The sequence below is a fragment of the Luteipulveratus halotolerans genome (assembly GCF_001247745.1).
In the GTDB taxonomy this organism is placed as follows: domain Bacteria; phylum Actinomycetota; class Actinomycetes; order Actinomycetales; family Dermatophilaceae; genus Luteipulveratus; species Luteipulveratus halotolerans.
In genome coordinates this window covers 1,863,996-1,879,808 of sequence record NZ_LAIR01000002.1, presented here as the reverse complement: position 1 = coordinate 1,879,808, position 15,813 = coordinate 1,863,996, and the positions used below count along the sequence as shown (strand labels likewise).

Sequence of the window (15,813 nt, the reverse complement as noted above, 5' to 3'; positions counted from 1 at the left end):
GGACGTCGAGGTCAAGGAGCTGAGCATGACGGCGTACCCGGAGTTCATCCCGAAGGCGGGCGCGTGCCTGGTGTCGAGGAACGTGATGTCCGAAGTCGGGACGGTGCGCTGGATGGTGCGTGAGGAGTCGCAGGCATCGGCCGACAACGGCTGGCGGATCTTCAGCCACGTCGACACCTCGGAGTACCTCTCCGATCCCGAGCACCTCCAGGTCGTCGACTTCAACGAGGTGTGCGCGATCGAGCCCGCGCTGATCGGCATCTGGGACCTGCCCGTGGGCTCGGACCTCCAGGTGGTCCGTGACGAGCGAGGGATCCACATCGTGGAGACGACCACCGGCCGGGAGGTTCCGCGCGAGCAGCTCTTCATCCCGCCGAGGGCTCGGGCCTGAGCGCGGATCGCCCTACGCCGGTGCTGGCGCTGCCCTACAGGCGAGTGCTGATCGAGCAGCGTCGGCACCACGGGTTAGCGTGGCGCCCGTGGTTGCAGACGACTTGTTCGCCGCATCGTCGGGCGAGGTGCAGGGCGAGGCCGGTACGCCGCCCCTCGCCGTGCGCATGCGCCCGCGAACGCTCGATGAGGTGCGCGGCCAGGCCGAGGCGCTGCGACCGGGCAGCCCGTTGCGGCGCCTCGTCGAAGGCGCTCGTGGTGCGGCGGGACCGCTCTCGGCGATCCTGTGGGGCCCGCCCGGCACCGGAAAGACCACGCTCGCGCACCTCGTGGCAGGGGCGAGCGACCGGACGTTCGTCGAGCTGTCCGCCATCAACGCCGGGGTCAAGGACGTGCGGTCCGTCATGGATCAGGCCGCGCGCAACCGCGATCTCTACGGCCGGCAGACGGTGCTGTTCCTCGACGAGATCCACCGCTTCAGCAAGGCCCAGCAGGACGCGCTGCTGCCGGGAGTCGAGAACCGCCTCGTCGTCCTCGTCGCCGCGACCACCGAGAACCCGTCGTTCAGCGTGATCGCCCCGCTGCTGTCCCGTTCGATGCTGGTGCGGCTCACCTCGCTCGACGACGACGACATCGCCCGCCTGATCGACGACGCCGTGCGCGAGGAGCGTGGGTTGGCAGGGGGTTTCGAGCTCGCCGACGACGCGCGCGACCACCTCGTCCGCATGGCCGGCGGCGACGCGCGGATGGCACTGACCTCGTTGGAGGCAGCCGCCGGCGTCGCCGAGGACGCGGCGCCGCCCGGGTCGGACGGGCCGTGGCCGATGACGCTCGCCCACGTCGAGCAGGCCGTTGCGACGGCCGCCGTGCGTTACGACCGCGGCGGCGACCAGCACTACGACGTCGCGAGCGCGCTCATCAAGTCGATGCGGGGCAGCGACGTCGACGCCGCACTGCACTACCTGGCCCGCATGCTCGAGGCGGGCGAGGACCCCCGCTTCATCGCCCGACGCATCGTGATCGCCGCGAGCGAGGACATCGGTATGGCCGATCCGACGGCGCTGCAGACGGCCGTCGCCGCCATGCATGCCGTCGCCCAGATCGGGATGCCGGAGGCGCGCATCATCCTGGGCCAGGCCGTGGTCCACAACGCCGTGGCACCCAAGTCCAACGCGAGCTATGCCGCGGTCAACGCCGCGATCGCCGACGTCCGCGAGGGTCGGGGAGGGGCCGTACCGGCGCATCTGCGCGGATCGAGCTACGGCGGTGCCGCGCGGCTGGGCCACGGCAAGGGCTACCGCTACAGCCACGACGAGCCCGGCGGTGTCGGGCCGCAGCAGTTCCTCCCGGACGGGCTCCAGGGCGAGGCCGACTACTACCACCCGACCGATCGCGGATGGGAGAGCACGATCGGTCCGCGGTGGCAGCAGCTGCGGCGCACCATCCACGACCAGGACCAGAACTGACGAACTCCTGACCCAGGGCTGGTCCGGACCATACGATTGGCACCGTTGCGGCGCACCGGGTGCTGTGACGAGCCCCCGGACAACGGCGTCGCGCTGTGGGCTCCCGCTGTGCGTTCGCACGCTGATCCTCCCAAGGAGCTCCTACCCATGCGCTCGACCAAGGCCTGGGCCCTTGCTGTCGCCACGACCCTCACTCTGACCGCGTGCGGAGGCCAGAAGGTCGGGTCGCCGCCGACGGAGGAGATCCAGCAGGCATCGGCGCAGCTCGACCCGCACGCTGTCGGCCCGGCAAGCCTGCCCGAAGGCGCCCGCAAGGGCGGGACGGTGTCGTTCGCGTTCGCCAACGTCCCGGAGACGTTCGACCCGACGCGCGCGTACTACCGCGACGCCAGCTCCATCCTCAGCCAGCTGGTCGTCCGCAGCCTGACCACCTGGAAGGTCGAGAACGGCCGGTCGGTCCTCGTGCCAGATCTCGCGACCGACCTCGGCCAGCAGTCCAAGGACGGCCTCACCTGGACGTTCACCCTCAAGCCCGGGCTGAAGTACGCCGACGGCACGCCGATCAAGGCAGCGGACGTCGTCTACGCGACCAAGCGGTCGTTCGCCACCGACGAGCTGCCCGACGGGCCGTCGTACAACATCGAGTACTTCAAGGGCGGCGAGACCTACAAGGGTCCGTTCCGCGACAAGGGTGCGTTCGCGGGTGCCGAGGCGCGCGGTGACCGGACGGTCGTCTTCCACCTGAGCAAGAAGTGGCAGACGTTCCCGTACTACGCCTCGTTCACGCAGATGTCGCCGATCCCCGAGCGTGAGGAGAGTGGCTCGCAGTACGGCCGAAACCCGCTCGCGTCCGGTCCGTACATGTTCGACACCTACTCCAAGGGACGACTGCGGCTGCAGCGCAACCCGCACTGGGACGCCGCCTCCGACCCCGCGCGTCGCCAGCTGCCCGACGCCTTCGACATCCGGTTCGGCGCTGACGTGAGCCAGACCCAGGAGAGCATCGTCGACAGCGACGGGGGAGCGGCGACCACGGTCAACACCGACCCGATCGACGCCGACCTCGTGAGCCGTGTCAAGGCCGACGCCGCCGATCGGCTGGTCACCGGCCCCGACCCGTGCGTCACCTACTTCACGCTCGACACGCGCAGCATCCCGCTCGCCGTGCGCAAGGCGATCGCGCGCGCCTATCCGTACGACGCCGTGCGCCGAGCCGGGGGAGACACGTCGTTGTCCGCGTCGCCGGCGACTTCGTACATCGCGCCTCAGGTGCCCGGGTTCGCCAAGTACGACCCGCCCAACCACCTCACCGGCGAGGGCAACGGTGACGCTGCCGCAGCGCGCCAGATGCTCACGGCGGCCGGCAAGGTCGGTTTCAGGATCTCCTACTACTACGTCAACGACGACAGCCGTGAGGCGCAGGTCAACGCCGTGCTCAAGCAGCGGCTGGAGCGGGCCGGGTTCGAGGTCGACGACAAGGGCGTCTCCAAGGACGTCATCCGCAAGAAGCGGTCAGAGACCGACAAGGGCCCCGTCAACACGCAGATGGGGCCATCGGGCTGGTGCTACGACTGGCCGGCAGGCGACTCGGTCTACCCGCCCTTGTTCAGTACGACGGTGCGCACCAGCGGCCAGAGCGTCGGATTCCTCGCCGACAGCGGCCTCGACGCCCAGATGAAGCGCATCTCGGCCCTGCCGGTTGCCGACCAGGGTTCCGAGTGGAGCAGCTTCGACGAGCACCTCGCGCGGGACGTCATCCCCGCGCTGCCGGTGAGCTACGGCAAGGCGACCTACCTGTTCGGGTCCAAGGTGCACAACGTCGTCAACGACCCCAACCGCGGCTGGCCGGACATGGCCCAGATCTGGGTCGGCTGACCGGCGCACGGAAGGTCACGGCAGGGCCTCGGAGGTCACGGCCAGGTCTCTGCCACATCGCTCGTGACGCACGCACGGGCAACGGGGGTCGCACGCTCGTTCACCGCGGAACACCGGTGGGCGTGGGTGCGGCCCCCGTGTGTTTGCAAGATCGCCGCTACTGCGCGAATAACGTTGTGCTGCAACGCTATTCGCGGCTCGGTGCGCAGCGCTCGTCGGCCCGAATCATTGAGGTGGGCTATCCATGCGCACGAAATCGGGCTCGACGTAGAGCTCGGCACAGCAGTTCCGCCGCCTAGGTAACGATTGGGTGTCCGTGCCGCGTACGGGGGTGGACACCCCGAGCCCCTGTGGCACATTTCTGCGGGTGGCGCCGACCGGCGTCAGACGGTCCGGGTGCACACCACGCCCACTCGACAGCAGCGACGACACCCCGTCGTCGCCGTCACGTCACGGAGGATGAATGAGTCTGGGAGCAGGCACCGAGGCGACGATGATCGCCGCGTCCGAGGAGGATGCCGCCAACGGCCCCGCTCCTCGCGAGGGACGCTCCCCGATGCAGATCGCTCTCGAGCGGCTGCGCAAGGACAAGATCGCGATGATCTCCCTCGGGGTCATCATCATCTTCATCATCATCGCGATCTTCGCGCCGCTGCTCGTCAAGATCGTGGGCGTCGACGACCAGCCCGACAACGCTGCGCTCGACTTCAACGGCCTTCCGCTCTTCCAGACCAGCGGTGACCACCCGTTCGGTGTCGAGTCCGGGACGGGCTACGACCTGTTCTACAAGTGGGCGTACGGCGCGCGTCCGTCGCTGATCATCGGCATCGTCGCGGCCGCCCTGACCGTGTTCTTCGGCGCGATCATGGGTCTCATCTCCGGCTTCCTCGGCGGCTGGGTCGACCGGGTCATCAACTGGTTCGTGGACTTCATCCTGTCGCTGCCGTTCATCCTGATGGCGATCGGACTCGTGCCGATCCTCATCAACCGGTTCGGCAACCCGGACAGCCTCGGTTTCGTGCCGCCCGAGCGGCAGGCCAACATCCGCTTCGCGGCCATCATCTTCGTGCTCGTGTTCTTCTCCTGGCCGACGGTCGCTCGACTCGTCCGCGGTGAGGTGCTCTCGCTGCGTGAGCGCGAGTTCGTCCAGGCGGCACGTTCTCTCGGGATGCCGACCGGACGGGTGATCCGCAAGGAGCTGCTGCCCAACCTGCTCGGACCGATCCTGGTCAACCTGTCGGTCCTCATCCCCGGCTTCATCTCAGCCGAGGCCGGCCTGTCCTATCTCGGCGTCGGCCTCCAGCCGCCCATCAACTCCTGGGGCCAGACGATCTCGGCCGGCGCCCAGCAGTTCGACACCTATCCGCTGTGGATGTGGATCCCGGCGATCAGCGTCTCACTGCTCGTCCTCGCGCTGAGCCTGTTCGGCGACGCCGTGTCCGACGCCTTCAACCCCCAGACCCGCCGCTGACCACTCAGCGTCGACACCTGACTGCACGACCCACCACACAACACCGACCAGGCGCGGGGCCGTACCCGAGCCGTCCCGGTCACCACCCGGGAGACACGAAGGAGATCACTATGCGCTGGACCAAGGTCCTCGCGTTCACCGCGGCGGGTGCTTTCGCCCTCACGGCCTGCGGAGGTAACGACAACGACTCGACTGGCAACGGCTCGCCTGGCAATCAGCCGACGAACGAGTTCGCCAAGGTACCGGCCAGCGCCGCGCTTCAGCCCGACGCCAAGGGTCCGGCAGCCGTGCCCGCCGGAGCGAAGAAGGGTGGCACGCTCACCCTCAACGCCCAGTCGGTGCCGGAGAACACCGACCCGTCGACGCAGTACTTCCAGGACACGGCGATGATCCTGCGTCTGACCACCCGCACCCTGACGCAGTACAAGGTGCAGCCGGACGGCAAGTCGGTCCTCGTGCCCGACCTCGCCACCAACCTCGGTGAGCAGTCCAAGGACGGCCTCACCTGGAAGTTCACCCTCAAGAAGGGTCTGAAGTACGAGGACGGCACGCCGATCAAGGCGTCCGACATCGAGTACTCCGTGCTGCGCTCGTTCGCCACGGAGGAGATGCCGGGTGGGCCGACCTACCAGATGGAGTACCTGAAGGGTGGCGACACCTACAAGGGCCCGTGGAAGCAGCCCAACGTCAAGTTCCCGGGCATCGAGTCCGATGACGCCAACGGTGTCATCACCTTCCACCTGGCCAAGAAGGTCCAGGACTTCCCGTACTTCGCCTCGTTCACCATGTTCGGTGGCATTCCGAAGGCCAAGGACACCAAGACCAACTACCAGCTCAAGTGGGTCTCGACCGGTCCGTACAAGATCCAGAAGTACGTCAAGGGCTCCTCGTTGACCCTGGTCAAGAACACCAACTGGGACGCGGCGTCCGACCCCGCCCGCAGCCAGCTGCCCGACACCGTCCAGTTCAACTTCGGCAAGGACGCTGCGGCGACCGCCAAGGCGATCATGGCGAGCAACGGCCCCGATGCCACGTCGCTGACCTACGACGGTGTCGACGCCTCGGTCCTCAAGGACGCCACCGGCGCCAAGAAGAACCAGGTCGCCAGCGGCCCGAGCCCGTGCGTGAGCTGGACGAGCGCCTCGCTCGACACCCAGAAGATCCCGCTCGAGGTGCGTCGCGCGATCCAGGTCGCATGGCCGACGCGCGCGCTGATGCAGGCGACCGGTCTGTCGCAGTTCGACGCGGCTCCCGGCGGCTCGATCAGCGCCCCGCAGGTGCCCGGGTTCCAGGACCTGAAGGCCGAGGGTCAGCCGGTCACCGCTGTCGGTGACCCGGCCAAGGCCAAGCAGATGCTGCAGAAGGCCGGCAAGCTCGGCTTCACCCTGTCGTACTACTACACCAACGACAAGGAGTCGACCAAGAAGGCCCAGGCCATCCGCCAGCCCGCGCTGGAGAAGGCCGGCTTCACGGTCAAGGCGATCGGCGTCCCCGGCTCGCAGCTGCGCGCCAAGATCAAGGACCCGGAGGCCCCGACCAACATGGGCAACGGTGTCGGCACGGGCTGGTGCTACGACTGGCCGGCCGGAGCCTCGATCTACCCGGCGATCTTCAGCTCCAAGCTGGCCCCGAACACCGGTGTCGGCAATGTGAAGGACCCGGCCCTCGACAAGGAGATGGCCGACATCGCGGCTCTCCCGATCGAGCAGCAGGGCCCGAAGTGGAGCGCTCTCGACAAGAAGATCCGCGAGGAGATCGTCCCTGCGGTCGTCATGTACGCGGGCAAGGGCTCGGCGATCTTCGGCACCAAGGTGCACAACGTGAAGATCGACCCGAACGCGGGTGTCCCGGACCTGGCCAACATCTGGGTCGGCTGACGCCACACCTCGTGTGACCTTCGGCCGGGACGGCTCGCCGTCCCGGCCGGAGGCCTGGGTCCCATCTTCTCTTCCGTTCAGGAGTCCGGCACGTGCTCGTCTACATCCTCAGACGACTGATCCTCGGCATCAGCGTCCTCGCGGCCGCCATCACGACGACCTTCATCATCTTCTTCCTGGGGCCGAACGACCCTGCGGGAGCGCTCTGCGGTGACAAGTGCACCCCGGAGCGACTCGAGTCGATCACCAAGAGCCTCGGTCTCGACAAGCCCGTCACCGAGCAGTTCACCCAGTACGCCAAGGGTTTGGTCGTCGGCACGGAGACCGAGGTGCGCAAGTGCGACGCCCCGTGCTTCGGCTGGTCCTACTTCCAGAACCGCCCGGTGCGCGACATTGTCTTCGAGGCGCTCCCGGTGACCGCGTCCCTGGTCGCGGGAGGGGCAATCGCCTACACGACGATCGCGCTCATCTTCGGCGTGCTGGCGGCGAGACAACGCGCGACCTGGGTCGACCGGGTGATCGTCGGCGGCAGCCAGCTGCTCGGCTCGATCCCCTACTTCGTGATCTGCCTGCTGTTCTTCCTGTACGTGATGGTCTTCTGGGAGCTGGTTCCGCGGTCGAGCTGGACGCCCCTGACGGACAACCCGTGGAAGTGGTTCACCGGCCTGCTCGGCGTCTGGATCTTCTTCGGGGTCGTGCAGTCGACCGGATACATCCGGTACGTCCGTGCGAGCATGATCGACACTCAGGGTCAGGACTACGTCCGGACGGCCCGGTCCAAGGGACTCACGGAGCGCACGATCGCGACCAAGCACAGTCTGCGCGCTGCGATTGCACCAGTGGTCACGCTGGTCGGGCTCAACGTTGCTGGTGAGATGAGCGGAACAGTGATCACCGAGTCGATCTTCGGCCTGCCGGGAATGGGACGCTCGGCGATCCTTGCCTTCCAGAACGGCGACCTCCCTGTGATCTCAGGAGTCGTGCTGGTCGGCTGTACGTTCGTCGTCGTGATCAACCTGATCGTCGATCTTCTGTACGGAGTGGTGGACCCCCGCGTGAAGCTGTCATGAGCACCCCAGCAGCACTCGAGCAGGACAGGCCGGCCGCTGCGGGCGAGACCGTCCTGAAGGTCGAGGACCTCCAGGTGCAGTTCCCGACCGCGGACGGGCTCGTCAACGCCGTCAACGGTCTGAGCTATCACGTCGAGCTCGGCAAGACGTTGGCCATCGTCGGTGAGTCCGGCTCGGGCAAGTCGGTGTCGAGCATGGCCGTGATGGGTCTGCACGACCCCAAGCGCACCCGGATGAGCGGTTCGATCGAGGTCGACGGCACCGAGCTGATCGGGGCCTCGCAGGCCACGATCCGCAAGATGCGCAGCCGTACGGTCTCGATGATCTTCCAGGACCCGCAGAGCTCCTTCCACCCGTTCAAGAAGATCGGATGGCAGATCGCCGAGGCCTACCTGGTGCACCACAAGGTGTCCAAGAAGGTCGCGATGGAGCGCGCGGTCGACATGCTCGACCGTGTGGGCATCCCCAACCCGAAGCGCCGCGCCAACCAGTACCCGCACGAGTTCTCCGGTGGTATGCGGCAGCGCGCGATGATCGCCCTGGGGCTGGTCAACAACCCCAAGCTGCTCATCGCCGACGAGCCGACCACGGCTCTGGACGTGACGGTGCAGGCCCAGATCCTGGAGCTGCTCGCCGACCTGCAGGAGGACTTCGGCTCGGCGATCGTGCTGATCACGCACGACCTTGCCGTGGTGTCCGAGGTCGCCGACGACGTCATGGTGATGTACGGCGGTCGGGCGGTCGAGTACGGCACGGCGCACGACGTGCTCGTCAACCCGCGCCACCCCTACACCTGGGGCCTGCTGGGCTCGATCCCGAAGCTGTCGGCGCAGGGGAGCGACCTGCGCCCGATCCGCGGGCTGCCGCCGTCGTTGATCAACCTGCCCACCGGATGCTCGTTCCACCCTCGCTGCGACTTCCAGGAGCGGGTGGGGGAGCCTTGCATCAAGACCCTTCCCGGGCTGGAGCCCCGCGAGCCGGGCTCGGCGCGTCTGTCGCGCTGCCACCTGCCCGAACCCGCGGAGATCTTCGAGTCCGAGATCGCGCAGACCCTGGAGTGATGAACCGATGAGTGAGCAGCCCAGCTGGACCGATCACGAGCCGGTCATCCACCCCGCGAAGGCGGGCCGCCCCGAGCCGTTGCTGGAGGTCACCGACCTCAAGAAGCACTACCCGGTGCGCGAGTACGAAGGTCTCTTCCCGACCAAGTCCGTAATCAAGGCCGTCGACGGCGTCTCGTTCGAGGTCGCTGCCGGCGAGACGCTCGGCCTGGTCGGCGAGTCCGGTTGTGGCAAGACGACGACCGGCCGCATGATCACCCGGCTGATCGACCCGACAGCGGGCTCGATCAAGTTCGAGGGTCAGGAGATCTCCAAGCTCAAGGAGAAGCAGCTGCGGCCGATGCGGCGCAACCTGCAGCTGATCTTCCAGGACCCGTACCAGTCGCTCAACCCGCGCCAGACGGTCAACACGATCGTCGGTACGCCCCTGGAGATCCACAACCTGGTGCCGAAGGACAAGCGCAAGGCGCGGGTCCAGGAGCTCCTCGAGCTGGTCGGGCTCAACCCTGAGCACGTCAACCGCTACCCGAACGAGTTCTCGGGTGGTCAGCGCCAGCGCATCGGTATCGCCCGAGCACTGGCGGTCGAGCCGCGGCTGATCGTGGCCGACGAGCCGGTGTCGGCTCTGGACGTCTCGATCCAGGCACAGGTGATGAACCTGCTCGAGAAGCTGCGCAAGGAGCTCAACCTGGCGTTCGTGTTCGTTGCTCACGACCTCGGCGTCGTGCGCCACTTCTGCGACCGGGTCGCCGTGATGTACGGCGGCAAGATCATGGAGTACGGCGACCGCAACGACATCTACGACAACCCGCAGCACCCGTACACCCAGACGCTGCTCGCCGCGGCCCCGGACATCAACGCCGTCCGTGACCCCGCGCGCAAGCACCACGCGGCTGCGGCCGGGCAGGAAGCGGTCTGACCCTCGCCCTCGGGCAAACTGATGTCGATGCGCACGATCCCCACCGGTAGGGTCGTGCGCATCGGCATGTCAGGCGAAGCGTGAAGCGCAAGGAGCTGTCAGTGAGTGTTCTGCTGGGTGATGTCACCCGGGTGATCAGGCGAGCTACCCAGGGCCGCGCGGCCCTGCCCTCGACCCCCTGACCTCCTGGCCGGCGACTGCCGGCTGCGCAGGCCCGTCCTGCGCCGAACGACGAAGGAACACCCGACATGGAAACCGCTGAGATCCGCCGCCGCTGGTTGCGCTACTTCGAGAGCAAGGGCCACAGCGTGGTCCCGAGCGCACCGCTGATCTACGACGACCCCAACCTGCTGTTCGTCAACGCCGGCATGGTGCCGTTCAAGCCCTACTTCCTGGGCCAGCAGACGCCACCCTGGTCGCGCGCGACGAGCGTGCAGAAGTGCGTGCGCACCGGCGACATCGAGGAGGTCGGCAAGACCTCCCGCCACGGCACGTTCTTCCAGATGAACGGCAACTTCTCCTTCGGTGACTACTTCAAGCGTGAAGCCATCGAGATGGCCTGGGAGCTGCTGACGACCGCGCAGTCCGAGGGCGGCTACGGCCTGGACGCCGAACGACTGTGGCCGACGGTCTTCAAGGACGACGACGAGGCGTTCGCGCTGTGGCGCGACGTGGTCGGCGTACCCGAGGCGCGCATCACCCGGCGCGACGAGAACGACAACTACTGGCACATGGGCGTGCCCGGTCCGGGTGGCCCGTGCTCGGAGATCTTCTTCGACCGCGGTTCCGACTACGGCGTCGAGGGTGGCCCTGCCGTCGACGAGGACCGCTACATGGAGATCTGGAACCTCGTCTTCATGCAGTACGAGCTGTCGGCCGTGCGCAGCAAGGCCGACTTCGACGTCGCGGGCGAGCTGCCCGCGCGCAACGTCGACACCGGTATGGGGCTGGAGCGCATCGCGAGCCTGCTGCAGGGGGTCGACAACCTCTACGAGATCGACGAGGTCTTCCCGGTGCTCGACCGGGCGGCCGAGATGACCGGCAAGCGGTACGGCGACCGGTCCGGTCACGACGCTGCGCACAGCCACCCCGACGACGTCCACCTGCGCGTGGTCGCTGATCACGTGCGTTCCAGCCTGATGCTGATCGGCGACGGCGTGACGCCCGGCAACGAGGGGCGGGGCTACGTCCTGCGGCGCATGCTGCGACGTGCGGTGCGCGCGATGCGGCTGCTCGGCTACGAGGACAAGGCGCTGCCCGAGCTGCTGCCGGTCAGCAAGGACCGCATGAAGGCGTCCTACCCCGAGCTCGAGACCGATTTCGCCCGCATCAGCCAGATCGCGTACGCCGAGGAGGACGCCTTCCGGCGCACCCTGGTGGCGGGCACGACGATCCTCGACACCGCGGTCAGCCGTGCCAAGCAGACCCAGGCGTCGACCGGGGGCCAGGCACCGGCGCAGCTGTCCGGTGCGCAGGCGTTCCAGCTGCACGACACCTATGGCTTCCCGATCGACCTCACGCTGGAGATGGCCGGCGAGCAGGGTGTCCAGGTCGACGAGGGCGGTTTCCGCCGGCTCATGCAGGAGCAGCGCGACCGTGCCAAGGCGGACGCCAAGGCCAAGAAGGCCGGCCACGGCAGCACCGAGGTCTGGAAGGAGCTGCGGGCGCTCGGCGCCACCGACTTCCGGGCGTACGACGCGCTCGACACCGAGGCGACCGTCAGCGGCCTCGTGCGCGACGGAGCGCTCGTCGATGAGCTCGAGCAGGGCGGCACCGGCCAGGTCGTCCTCGACCGCACGACGTTCTACGCCGAGTCCGGCGGTCAGATCGCCGATGAGGGCATCATCACGGCCGACGGTGCGCGGCTGCGGGTGCTCGACGTCCAGCGCCCGGTCAAGGGCCTGGTCGTCCACTCGGTCGAGGTCCTTGAGGGCGCGTTGCGTCGAGGTGCGCTCGTGCAGGCACAGGTCGACCCCGAGTGGCGGCTGTCGGCGTGCCAGGCGCACTCCGGCACGCACGTGGTGCACGCGGCGCTGCGGCAGGTGCTCGGCCCGTCGGCGCTGCAGTCGGGCTCCTACAACAAGCCCGGCTACCTGCGCCTCGACTTCGCCTGGAACCAGGCGCTGTCACCCGAGACGCGCAGCGAGATCGAGGACGTCGCCAACCGCGCGGTCCGCCAGGACCTGCCTGTGTCGGCGGCCTACATGACGCTGCCCGAGGCGCGAGAGCGCGGTGCGCTGGCGCTGTTCGGCGAGACCTACGACGAGCAGGTGCGCGTCGTCGAGATCGGCGGCCCGTGGTCGCGCGAGCTGTGCGGTGGCACGCACGTGCAGCACTCCTCCCAGGTCGGCGCGCTGACGCTGACGGGTGAGTCGTCGGTCGGCTCCGGCGTACGCCGGGTCGAGGCCTTCGTCGGCCTCGACGCGATGCGTTACCTCGCCAAGGAGCGCGCACTGGTGGCCGAGATCAGCCAGCTGGTCAAGGCGCAGCCCGGCGAGCTGAAGGAACGCATCTCCGATCTGCTCACGCGGGTCAAGGACGCCGAGCGTGAGCTGCAGTCCGTACGCCAGCAGCAGGTCCTCGCTCAGGCGGCACAGCTGACCGGTCAGGCCAAGGACGTCTTCGGGGTGCGCTTCGTCGGCCACGACGCGGGTGAGCTCAGCGGTGACGAGGTACGCAGCCTGGTGCTCGACCTGCGTTCGCGTCTCGGTGACGGCAGCCCCGCGGTCGTGGCGGTCACCGGTGTCGCCAAGGGGCGGCCGGTCGTGGTCATCGCGACCAACCCGCTGGCGCGCGAGTGGGGCGTGCGGGCCGGTGACCTGGTCAAGGTCGCGGCGACGACGCTCGGCGGTGGCGGGGGCGGCAAGCCCGACCTCGCCCAGGGTGGTGGCTCGGATGCGACGAAGGTCGGCGAGGCCCTGCAGCGCGTCGAGCACACCATCGGCGAGACCGTCACCGCAGGACGCTGATCGTGCGACGAGGCGTCCGGCTCGGCGTCGATGTGGGCAGTGTCCGCGTCGGTCTGGCGGCGAGCGACCCCGACGGGGTGCTCGCGACGCCGGTCGAGACGATTGCCCGGCAACCTGCTCGGCTCGGCGACGTCGAGCAGGTTGCTGCCATCGCGCTCGAGCGCGAGGCCATTGAGGTCGTCGTCGGCCTGCCGCGGTCGCTGTCCGGCGACGAGGGCGAGGCCGCGCAGGCGGCACGCGCATGGGCGCGGCAGCTGCGCGAGCGGCTCACCGGCGTACCGATCCGGTTCGTCGACGAGCGCCTGACCACGGTCGATGCCCACCGGGCGCTGCGTGACAGCGGCGTTGCCGGCAGGGCGCAGCGCTCGCACGTCGACCAGCAGGCCGCCGTGCTGATCCTGCAGGTCGCGCTTGACTCCGAGCGACGATCGGGACAGCCTGCGGGGGAACTCATGGGGGGACGCAAACCACGAGCACGTCGGTCACGCGCCGCGGAAGGGCAAGAATGAACGAGCCGCCCCACCTGAGTGACTCGATCTTCGGCGGGGACGACCCGGACGCCACCCGAGAGCAGCAGGTGCACCGCACCGACGGCGAGCCCCTGACCCGGCGGGCAGCGCGCGACCGTCGTGAGGCCGAGCAGGTCCACGAGTCGAGTCGCCGCCAGGCGCGCGCGGAGCGTGAGCAGCACGCAGTCGACGCCTACGACGGGCCTGACGACGGTCTCGGAGGGTTCGAGTACGACGAGGAACCGCCCCGTCGTCGTCGGCGCCCGTGGCTGCCCCTCCTGCTCGCGCTCGTGCTGGTGGGTGCGGGCGGCTACGTCGCGGTGAAGTCTCTCGACATCAGCCTGCCCTCGATCGGCGGTGGCAGCGACCAGGCCGATGCCGACTACACCGGTGAGGGCACCGGCTCCGTCACCGTCACCGTCGACCGCGGTGACACCGGCAGCGACATCGGCGCGACGCTGCAGCAGGCCGGTGTCGTCAAGTCGGGCGCGAGGTTCGCCCAGTCGTTCGCCGCAGAGCAGTCGGCGGCCGGGATCCAGCCGGGCTCGTACACCCTGCGCAAGCAGATGAGCAGCGCCTCGGCGCTGGCGCTGATGCTCGACCCGTCGTCGCGGACCGGGGGCGTCACCGTGCCCGAGGGCCTGTGGGCGAGCGAGATCTACCAGCGTCTGTCCAAGGCCACCGGCACCCCGCTGGCGGAGTACGCCAAGGTCGACACCTCCCAGCTGGGACTTCCCGCGGCGGCCAAGGGCAACGTGGAGGGCTACCTGTTCCCGTCGCGCTACGACTTCCCGAAGAACGCCACGGCGACCGAACAGCTGCGCTCGATGGTCACCGAGTTCAAGCGTCGTACGGCGGCCTTGCAGATCCCGCCGGACCGGCTCGAGCGGGTGCTCACGATCGCGAGCATCGTGCAGGCCGAGTCGCGCGGGCAGGACGGGCCCAAGGTCGCGCGCGTCATCGAGAACCGGCTCAAGCCCAACACCGAGACGGCCGGCCGTCTGCAGATGGACTCCACCGTCCACTACCTGCTCAAGAAGCGCGGCACGATCACGACCACCGACAAGCAGCGCCAGGACACCAGCCCCTACAACACCTACCTGCACAAGGGGCTACCTCCCGGCCCGGTCGGCAACCCCGGCATCGAGGCCATCAAGGCTGCTGAGGCGCCCACGCCGGGCGGCTGGCTGTACTTCGTGACGGTCAACCCGGCCACAGGTGAGACCCGCTTCGCCACGACCGGCGCCGAGCACCAGAAGAACGTCGTCGCGTTCCAGACGTGGTGCCGGTCCAACCCCGGCAAGTGCTGAGCCACTCCCGCGCCGCGGTCCTCGGTTCGCCGATCGCCCACTCGCTGTCGCCGCTGCTGCACCGCGCGGCGTACGCCGAGGCGGGGCTGAGTGAGTGGACGTACGACGCCTACGACGTGCGGCGCGACGGGCTCGCGGAGTTCGTCGAGGGTCTCGGACCGCAGTGGCGAGGGCTGTCCCTCACGATGCCGCTGAAGGAGGAGGCCCTCCTGGTCGCGGCTCAGAGCACCCCGCTGGCGCTGCAGGTCGGCGCCGCCAACACGTTGACGCGCCGTGCTGACGGTGGCTGGGACGCCGACAACACCGACGTCGAGGGCGTACGCGCCGCCTTGGCCGACGCCGGTGTCGGCGAGGGCCGACCGGCACGCACAGCCGCGGTGCTGGGCTCGGGCGCGACCGCACGCTCGGTGCTCGCGGCGCTGGCGATGCTGCACGTCCGCGACGTGACGTTCGTCGTGCGCGATGTCGCTCGCGAGAGCACCCTGGCCCAGGCCCGCGACCACGGCATGACCGCCCGGGTCGTGCGCGGCACCGACGACCTCGCCGGGTGGGCGGACGCCGACATCCTGGTCAGCACGACACCGGCCGGGGCATCGGACCTGATCGCTCAGGCGCTGGGTTCGGTGATCGACGCGGGCGCGCTCGCCCACGACGCTCCTACAGGTCAGGTCGCTCTGGACGTGGTCTACGCCGACTGGCCGACCTCGTTCGCACGAGCCGTCGCGACGCGGGGCTGCACGGTGGTCGGAGGCATCGAGATGCTCGTTCACCAGGCGGCGGCCCAGTTCGAGCTGATGACGGGCCGGCCCGCGCCGCTCGCGCAGATGCAGCGCGTCGGTCGTTCGGCCGTCTCAGGCTGAGAGCCGCCGGCAAGAACCCCGTGGTCGCCGTGGCAG

The 15,813-nt window shown here is 68.7% G+C and carries 12 protein-coding genes; all 12 read left to right on the top strand.

From position 1 onward, the window contains the following. The first annotated feature begins 25 nt into the window (after positions 1 to 25). The 12 genes from VV01_RS09510 to VV01_RS09455 all read left to right on the top strand — a co-directional run bounded on the left by VV01_RS09510 (position 26) and on the right by VV01_RS09455 (position 15,777). Positions 26 to 391 (top strand): DUF2185 domain-containing protein, encoded by a 366-nt coding sequence (locus VV01_RS09510; RefSeq protein ID WP_050671834.1) that lies wholly within the window; start codon positions 26 to 28, stop codon positions 389 to 391. Between the two features lie 88 nt (positions 392 to 479). Further along, a complete protein-coding gene (locus VV01_RS09505) occupies positions 480 to 1,856 on the top strand; it encodes a replication-associated recombination protein A (protein ID WP_050669676.1) in 1,377 nt (458 codons plus the stop codon). A gap of 147 nt (positions 1,857 to 2,003) precedes the next feature. Continuing rightward, positions 2,004 to 3,731 carry an ABC transporter substrate-binding protein gene (locus VV01_RS09500; RefSeq protein ID WP_050669675.1) on the top strand — a complete coding sequence of 576 codons (1,728 nt, stop codon included), beginning with the start codon at positions 2,004 to 2,006 and terminating at the stop codon, positions 3,729 to 3,731. A 463-nt stretch (positions 3,732 to 4,194) separates the two neighbouring features. Continuing rightward, positions 4,195 to 5,202 carry an ABC transporter permease gene (locus VV01_RS09495; RefSeq protein ID WP_082220912.1) on the top strand — a complete coding sequence of 336 codons (1,008 nt, stop codon included), beginning with the start codon at positions 4,195 to 4,197 and terminating at the stop codon, positions 5,200 to 5,202. A 110-nt stretch (positions 5,203 to 5,312) separates the two neighbouring features. Continuing rightward, positions 5,313 to 7,079 (top strand): ABC transporter substrate-binding protein, encoded by a 1,767-nt coding sequence (locus VV01_RS09490; protein WP_050669674.1) that lies wholly within the window; start codon positions 5,313 to 5,315, stop codon positions 7,077 to 7,079. 92 nt (positions 7,080 to 7,171) lie between these two features. Then, complete coding sequence (locus tag VV01_RS09485; protein ID WP_050669673.1) at positions 7,172 to 8,149, top strand: ABC transporter permease; 978 nt, start codon at positions 7,172 to 7,174, stop codon at positions 8,147 to 8,149. Continuing rightward, on the top strand, positions 8,146 to 9,210 hold the full coding sequence (locus tag VV01_RS09480; protein WP_050669672.1) for an ABC transporter ATP-binding protein: 1,065 nt from the start codon (positions 8,146 to 8,148) through the stop codon (positions 9,208 to 9,210). The genes VV01_RS09485 and VV01_RS09480 overlap by 4 nt, the downstream gene beginning before the upstream one ends. Before the next feature lie 7 nt (positions 9,211 to 9,217). Next, entirely contained in the window at positions 9,218 to 10,129 is a 912-nt protein-coding gene (locus tag VV01_RS09475) for an ABC transporter ATP-binding protein (RefSeq protein WP_082220911.1), read from the top strand. Positions 10,130 to 10,377: 248 nt separating this feature from the next. Next, on the top strand, positions 10,378 to 13,098 hold the full coding sequence (gene alaS, locus VV01_RS09470; protein ID WP_050669671.1) for an alanine--tRNA ligase: 2,721 nt from the start codon (positions 10,378 to 10,380) through the stop codon (positions 13,096 to 13,098). A gap of 2 nt (positions 13,099 to 13,100) precedes the next feature. Beyond that, positions 13,101 to 13,607, top strand: coding sequence for a Holliday junction resolvase RuvX (gene ruvX / locus VV01_RS09465; protein ID WP_050669670.1), 507 nt, complete (start codon positions 13,101 to 13,103; stop codon positions 13,605 to 13,607). Further along, positions 13,604 to 14,917 carry an endolytic transglycosylase MltG gene (gene mltG, locus VV01_RS09460; RefSeq protein WP_050669669.1) on the top strand — a complete coding sequence of 438 codons (1,314 nt, stop codon included), beginning with the start codon at positions 13,604 to 13,606 and terminating at the stop codon, positions 14,915 to 14,917. Before ruvX ends, mltG begins: the two co-directional genes overlap by 4 nt. Then, on the top strand, positions 14,911 to 15,777 hold the full coding sequence (locus tag VV01_RS09455) for a shikimate dehydrogenase (protein ID WP_050669668.1): 867 nt from the start codon (positions 14,911 to 14,913) through the stop codon (positions 15,775 to 15,777). Before mltG ends, VV01_RS09455 begins: the two co-directional genes overlap by 7 nt. Positions 15,778 to 15,813 lie beyond the last annotated feature (36 nt).